Origin of the sequence: Mycobacterium sp. SMC-21, assembly GCF_045310825.1 — a bacterium.
Taxonomy (GTDB): domain Bacteria; phylum Actinomycetota; class Actinomycetes; order Mycobacteriales; family Mycobacteriaceae; genus Mycobacterium.
This window is the reverse complement of record NZ_JBJIAO010000029.1, coordinates 59,894-66,418: the sequence shown is the minus strand read 5'-3', so window position 1 is coordinate 66,418 and position 6,525 is coordinate 59,894. Positions and strand designations below refer to the sequence as shown.

Here is a 6,525-nt window from a genome sequence, read left to right as displayed (position 1 = left end):
AAGCTGCCGCAGGTGATGCACTCACCCCTACAGAATACCGAACATATAACTATTTATTTACGAGACACACCACTAGCGCCGGGACTCAGTTCGCGATCACCGGCAACGTGATCGACGATGGATGCGAAGGGTCATGCAGGATCGTCTGCGTCGCAACGACGGTCGCCGCATCGCGCCCGAATGGCGCACCGGTGTTGGGATTCGGTGCGAACTGCGGGTAGTCGCTACTGGAAATCTCGACCCGCACCCGGTCACCCGGGCTGAGTTGGTAACTGGTGGGCCAGATTTGGATGCGGTACTGGTACGGCTGCCCGGGGACGATCGGCGTCGGCGCCGACAGCGAGTCCCGGAATGACGCCCGGAGAATCCCGTTGTTCAGGTTGATGGCTGCCCCATCGGGCTTGACCACCACCAGCTTGGCCGTGAAATCGGTGTCCACAGCTGAGGATTGGGCCCACAGCGTGACGGTGGCCGCCCCGGTGATCTCGGTGTCATGGGTCACCGGGTCGCCGGTGTACACCAGCACGTCGGATCGCTGTTCGACAGGCGTCTGGTCGTACGGCCCTTGCGGACCGGACTTGGCACCACAACAGGAGTGCCCGCCCAGGCTCGGCGCCGGATTCAGCGGATCGTAGGTGTAGGTGTCGGGCGGCTGCGGGCCTGGCAGCACCGGCAACAGCTTGCCGTCGCGGTCCGCGATGCCCCCGGCACCGGAGAGGTAGTAGTTGATCCATTGTGTCTGTGGCAGTGGCCAATTGGTGGCCGTCTTCCAGGTGTTGGTGCCCATGGTGAAGTAGTCGACGCGTGGCTTGCCCGCCACACCGTTGTCGACGCCCTTCAGGAAATGGTCGAACCAGGCCAGCATCAGCTCGTTGATCGGGCTGTTGCCCACCGCCCCGATGTCTTTGAGCATCGGGGCGGGCTCGGAATCAGCGCGTCCCCATGCGACGTGGTCCCACGGCCCGACCACCAGACGCTGGTTCGAACGCGCAAAGTCGTTGCCACCGTGGGCCACCATCCCGGCGAAGTTCTCCACACCGCCGGCCAGGAAGGCGTCGTACCAGCCCTCGAAGTGCAACACCGGAATTCGCACCGCCGGGTACCGGTCACGAATGCTGACCTGCTGCCAGAAGTCGTCGCGGGTGTTGTGCCGGACCCAGTCGAAGTACCACGGCGCCACCGCCGGATTGCGCGGCTGCATCGGTGGAAGGTCCTGTTGCGGGCGGAAATTCAGCCATCGGGTCGGGTCGGCACCGGCGTCCCGCAGCAGCCGTTCCGCCTCGGCGTCCCGGCGGTTCTGCGCGGCCCCGAGCGCGATCGACTCGATGGCCCACGGCTGGACGAACGCCAGCCGGAACTCACCGCCCTCGTAGGTCCAGCCGTCGTAGTAGTCCGATGCGGTGTTGGCCGGCGCGATGGTCACCAGATGCGGCGGCGCCGTCACCGCCGCAAGCCATTGCGTCGCACCGACATACGACGATCCGTACATGGCGACCTTGCCGTTCGCACCGGGCAGGCCGGCGGCCCATTCGACGGTGTCGTAGCCGTCGGCCATGTCGTTGGTGAACTCGCTGAACACCCCGCCGGAACTCCCCTGGCCCCGGACATCTTGCACCACAACGAGATAGCAGTGCGAGGCAAACCAGTCCGGCGGCTCGTAGCGCTCCGGCGAGGTCTGTGCCCCGGACTTACCGTACTGCGTGCGCATGAGCAGCACCGGCACAGGTTCAGAGGACCTGGGACGGTAGACATCGGCGCGCAGCACGACGCCGTCGCGCATGGTGGCGCCGACGTCGCGTTCGGTATCGACGGCGCACGAGCCCCGCCCCGTCGCAGCAGGAAATGGAGAGACGGGCGGACGGTCCGCGCCACAGGCGGCCAGCACAGCCAGCACGACCACGAACGCCGTCACGCGGATCAGAGCGCGCACACCACCACGCTAGCCGGTCACGACGGTGCGGGTCCGCCTGACGTCGTCGTCAGCACCAGGACGTTGTCGTCGCGGTCGAGGAACGCCTGCGTGGTCATGCCCGGACCCGAGAAGTGGTTGTTGAGTTCGGGGCCCGACAGGTACGGACCGCCGGGCAGCTCCGACTGCAGAATCTTCTGCACCATCGGCTGCCGATCGGTGGCGGACGGGTGGTACTCCGCCAGCAGTCGAGTGGTCTCGGCAGGAGACAGCTTGACCACCGCGTCGATCCAGTTGACCTTGCCGGCGAGGCTGGGATCACCGCTGTTGTTCCAGGTGACCCACACCGCTTCGTCGGGTTTGCGCAACTGCGGGAACTGCCAGACCAATTGCTGAACGTCGTGTCGGACCATCTCCGGCGGCACCGGCGGCCCTTTCACCGCGGGCGACGTGCTGCCGAAGATTCCGAGGCTGCCCAGATTCACGCTGTCGCAACCGGTCAACGTCGCCCCGACGACGGCCAGCAACGCGATGCGTCTTGCCCAGCGGTTCTCCTGCATGGCCGACGTCCCTTCACGAGGGTGCCCTGGTGTGCGCAAATTCTAACGCCGATGTCCGCTCACCAGCAGATCTTCAGCAAACACGGAAACCGCGTCGCACAAATCGTAATTGTCGCCCATTACAAAATAATTACCGGCGGTTGAACCCCGCCAGCTAATTCATCGGGATGTGCCGGGTCCGGTAACCGCGAAAACCCCCAATTCCCGTGGGAATTGGGGGTTTTCGCGTGTGCTGGCGCGAACTACGCAAACAGACTCAGTAGCGGTAGTGCTCCGGCTTGTACGGGCCGTCGACGTCGACGCCGATGTACTCGGCCTGATCCTTGGTGAGCTTGGTCAGCGTGCCGCCGAGAGCCTCGACGTGGATGCGCGCGACCTTCTCGTCGAGGTGCTTGGCCAGGCGGTAGACCTCGTTGTCGTACTCGTCGTTCTTGGTCCACAGCTCGATCTGGGCGATGACCTGGTTGGAGAACGAGTTCGACATCACGAACGACGGGTGGCCGGTGGCGTTGCCCAGGTTGAGCAGACGGCCCTCGGACAGCACGATGATCGACTTGCCGGTGTCACCGAAGGTCCACAGGTCGACCTGCGGCTTGATGTTCAGCTTGGTGGCGCCCGACTTCTCGAGGGCCGCCATGTCGATCTCGTTGTCGAAGTGGCCGATGTTGCCCAGGATGGCCTGGTTCTTCATGGCCTTCATGTGCTCGAGCAGGATGATGTCGTAGTTGCCGGTCGCGGTGATGACGATGTCGGCGTCGGCGATGCCCTGCTCGACGGTGACGACGTCGAAGCCGTCCATCAGCGCCTGCAGCGCGTTGATCGGGTCGATCTCGGTGACCGCGACACGCGCGCCCTGGCCGGCCATCGACTCGGCACAGCCCTTGCCGACGTCACCGTAGCCGCAGATCAGCACCTTCTTGCCACCGATCAGCACATCGGTGCCGCGGTTGATGCCGTCGATCAGCGAGTGGCGGGTGCCGTACTTGTTGTCGAACTTGCTCTTGGTGACCGAGTCGTTGACGTTGATGGCCGGGAATGCCAGCTCACCCGCGGCGGCGAACTGGTACAGCCGCAGCACGCCGGTGGTGGTCTCCTCGGTGACACCCTTGACCGACTCGGCGATCTTGGTCCACTTGGTCTTGTCGTTCTCGAAGCCGTTGCGCACCAGCTCCAGGAAGACCTTCCACTCGGCCGAGTCGTCTTCCTCGGCCGGGGGCACGACGCCCGCCTTCTCCCACTGGGCGCCGCGCAGCACCAGCATGGTGGCGTCGCCGCCGTCGTCCAGGATCATGTTGGCCGGCTCGCCGTCCCAGGTGAGCATCTGCTCGGCGCACCACCAGTACTCCTCCAGCGTCTCACCCTTCCAGGCGAAGACCGGGGTGCCCTTGGGCTCCTCGACGGTGCCGTGCGGGCCGACGACGACGGCCGCGGCCGCGTGGTCCTGGGTGGAGAAGATGTTGCAGGACGCCCAGCGCACCTCGGCACCGAGGGCGGTCAGCGTCTCGATCAGCACCGCGGTCTGCACGGTCATGTGCAGCGAGCCCGAGATGCGCGCACCCTTGAGCGGCTGCACGTCGTGGTACTCGCGCCGCAGCGCCATCAGACCGGGCATCTCGTGCTCCGCGAGGCGAATCTCCTTGCGGCCGAACTCGGCCTCGGACAAATCGGCGACCTTGTAGTCGATGCCGTTACGGACGTCTGCCTTCAATTCCGTCATGGATTAGAGCCCCATTCATTCGTTCCACTGGAGTGACCCCATGGCCTGCGGGCTCGCGGGACAGGCGCCAGGAATCCTGCTCGAATGGCGCGCTGACGGCTACGGGGCTTCCCCACTACCGTAACGGTCGGCGAACGGCGTCATGAGCCGGGCCAGGTCAGCGGCCACATCATGGTCCGCTTCCGGCGGCATTGACACATAACTGATCGCCAGCCGGACGATCGCCCGGGCAAGCACCCCGGCATCGTCGTCGGAAATCTGCACCCAGCTGCCGCGGAACGCCTCGGTGAGGCGCTGCGAGCAGTGCGAGATGATCGGCGCGCTGTCGGTGGTGATGATCTGCAGCAGATCCGGCTTCGCGACGCCCGTCAACAACGAGATGACGAGCGGATCGGACGCCGACTCGGTGAAGAACATCCGGAAGCCCTGCAGGAACGCGGACTCGATGTCACCGACATTGGCGTAGATGGCGTGCTCGACGGCGTCGACCAGGCGGTCGGCGAGGCGCATCGCGTAGCCCTCGGCGAGGCCCTGGCGCGAGCCGAATTCGTTGTAGATGGTCTGCCGGCTGATGCCGGCTGCACGCGCGACATCGGACAGCGTGATCGATGACCAGTCCTTGGCCAGCAACAGCTCTCGCATGCCGTCCAGGATCGAATGCCGCAGCAGGACCCGTGAGGCCTCGGCGTACGGCACCCGAGGTGCCGCAGGGCGCGACACCTCGGGTCCGTCCGGTACTGCGGCCGCGGCGGTCACGACGCCACGACCTCCACCATGTCGAAGTCGGACTTGGCAGCGCCGCAGTCCGGGCAGCTCCAGTCCTCGGGGATGTCGGCCCAGCGGGTGCCCGGGGCGATGCCGTCCTCCGGCCAGCCCTTCTCCTCGTCGTACTCGAAGCCGCACTGCAGGCAGACGAACTTCTTGAACGGCTCGCTCATGAACTCACTCCTACCGATTCGAAATCGACCTTCTCGCGGACCGCGCAGTCCGGGCAGCACCAGTCGTCGGGGACATCGTCCCACGCCGTGCCCGCCGGGAATCCTTCACGCGGAGCGCCTTTGGCCTCGTCATAGACATAACCACAGCCGGGGCAAGCGTAGGCACTCATGCTCAGGCCACCGCCCCGTACTTGGCCATCACCTTGTCGCGCACCCGCGGGTGGACGTTGACCTTGGTGATGTCGCCGTCGTAGTGCTCGATGACGCGGTGGTCCATCATCCGGCGCCACAGCGGCGGGATGTAGGTGAGCCCGATCAGCGTCGCGTAGCCACTGGGCAGGTTCGGTGCGCCGTCGATGCTGCGCAACGTCTGGTAGCGCCGCGTCGGGTTGGCGTGGTGGTCACTGTGCCGCTGCAGGTGGTACAGGAACAGGTTGGTGACGATGTGGTCGGAGTTCCAGCTGTGCACGGGCGCGCAGCGCTCGTAGCGACCGCTCTCGGTCTTCTGCCGCAGCAGGCCGTAGTGCTCCAGGTAGTTGACCGACTCCAGCAGGCTGAATCCGTAGATGCCCTGGATCAGGACGAACGGGATGAGTGCCGGGCCGAACACCGCGATCAGGATGCCGAAGAACACCAGCGACATGAGCCACGCGTTGAGGACGTCGTTCTTGAGGTAGGTGCGCGGGTCCCACGGGCTGCGGCCGAGACGACGGATGCGCTGGGCCTCCAGCTCGACCGACGACTTCAGCGCGCCCCACACCGTACGCGGCAGGAACTCCCAGAAGTTCTCACCGAAGCGCGCCGACGCCGGGTCCTCCGGGGTCGCGACGCGGACGTGGTGACCGCGGTTGTGCTCGATGTAGAAGTGGCCGTAGAACGTCTGCGCCAGGGTGATCTTGGCCAGCCAGCGCTCCAGGTTCTCCTTCTTGTGTCCCATCTCGTGGGCCGTGTTGATGCCGACGCCGCCCAGCACACCGACCGACAACGCGACACCGAGCTTGGCCCACCAGGCCAGCCCGCCGTCGAAGCCGAGCCAGCTCAGGTCCTTGGCGGTGAACAGGTACGCGCCGAGGATGACGCTGGCGTACTGGAACGGGATGTAGACGTAGGTGCAGTAGCGGTAGTACTTGTCGTTCGCCAGCTGCTCCATCATCTCCTCGGGCGGGTTCTCCCCGTCGGGCCCGAACTTCAGGTCGAGGATCGGCAGCAGCACGTAGAGCAGGCCGGGGCCAATCCACAGCGGCACCTGCGCGAGCACATGCCATCCGGCCTGGTTCAGTGCCCAGATCAGCGGGAGCATCACGAACAGCGCGGTGGGCGCGATCAGGCCCATGAGCCACAGGTGACGCTTGCGATCGCGCCATTGCTCAACGTTGACGTCGGATACCTCGACTGACACGG

General features: G+C 65.5%; 7 protein-coding genes. All 7 read right to left on the bottom strand.

The window, feature by feature from the left end; translation table 11 throughout:
• Nucleotides 1–85: 85 nt before the first annotated feature.
• Nucleotides 86–1,780, bottom strand: a complete 1,695-nt coding sequence (locus tag ACJH6H_RS22445; protein ID WP_406775848.1) for a CocE/NonD family hydrolase — start codon at nucleotides 1,778–1,780, stop codon at nucleotides 86–88.
• Between the two features lie 167 nt (nucleotides 1,781–1,947).
• Entirely contained in the window at nucleotides 1,948–2,469 is a 522-nt protein-coding gene (locus tag ACJH6H_RS22440) for a hypothetical protein (protein WP_061004465.1), read from the bottom strand.
• Between the two features lie 256 nt (nucleotides 2,470–2,725).
• The gene (ahcY, locus tag ACJH6H_RS22435) at nucleotides 2,726–4,186 is read right to left on the bottom strand and encodes an adenosylhomocysteinase (RefSeq protein WP_061004464.1); all 1,461 of its coding nucleotides are present in this window, start codon (nucleotides 4,184–4,186) and stop codon (nucleotides 2,726–2,728) included.
• A gap of 99 nt (nucleotides 4,187–4,285) precedes the next feature.
• Nucleotides 4,286–4,942 carry a TetR family transcriptional regulator gene (locus ACJH6H_RS22430; RefSeq protein WP_061004462.1) on the bottom strand — a complete coding sequence of 219 codons (657 nt, stop codon included), beginning with the start codon at nucleotides 4,940–4,942 and terminating at the stop codon, nucleotides 4,286–4,288.
• Complete coding sequence (locus ACJH6H_RS22425; protein ID WP_020102918.1) at nucleotides 4,939–5,124, bottom strand: rubredoxin; 186 nt, start codon at nucleotides 5,122–5,124, stop codon at nucleotides 4,939–4,941. Before ACJH6H_RS22425 ends, ACJH6H_RS22430 begins: the two co-directional genes overlap by 4 nt.
• On the bottom strand, nucleotides 5,121–5,294 hold the full coding sequence (locus tag ACJH6H_RS22420; protein ID WP_082761797.1) for a rubredoxin: 174 nt from the start codon (nucleotides 5,292–5,294) through the stop codon (nucleotides 5,121–5,123). Before ACJH6H_RS22420 ends, ACJH6H_RS22425 begins: the two co-directional genes overlap by 4 nt.
• Nucleotides 5,295–5,296: 2 nt before the next feature.
• Entirely contained in the window at nucleotides 5,297–6,523 is a 1,227-nt protein-coding gene (locus tag ACJH6H_RS22415; protein ID WP_406775845.1) for an alkane 1-monooxygenase, read from the bottom strand.
• Between the last annotated feature and the right edge of the window lie 2 nt (nucleotides 6,524–6,525).

Bases quoted from the DNA above. Each gene is read 5' to 3' on its own strand.
- ACJH6H_RS22445 (WP_406775848.1), bottom strand. From the start codon at position 1,780: ATGCGCGACGGCGTCGTGCTGCGCGCCGATGTCTACCGTCCCAGGTCC.
- ACJH6H_RS22440 (WP_061004465.1), bottom strand. From the start codon at position 2,469: ATGCAGGAGAACCGCTGGGCAAGACGCATCGCGTTGCTGGCCGTCGTC.
- ahcY (WP_061004464.1), bottom strand. From the start codon at position 4,186: ATGACGGAATTGAAGGCAGACGTCCGTAACGGCATCGACTACAAGGTC.
- ACJH6H_RS22425 (WP_020102918.1), bottom strand. From the start codon at position 5,124: ATGAGCGAGCCGTTCAAGAAGTTCGTCTGCCTGCAGTGCGGCTTCGAG.
- ACJH6H_RS22420 (WP_082761797.1), bottom strand. From the start codon at position 5,294: ATGAGTGCCTACGCTTGCCCCGGCTGTGGTTATGTCTATGACGAGGCC.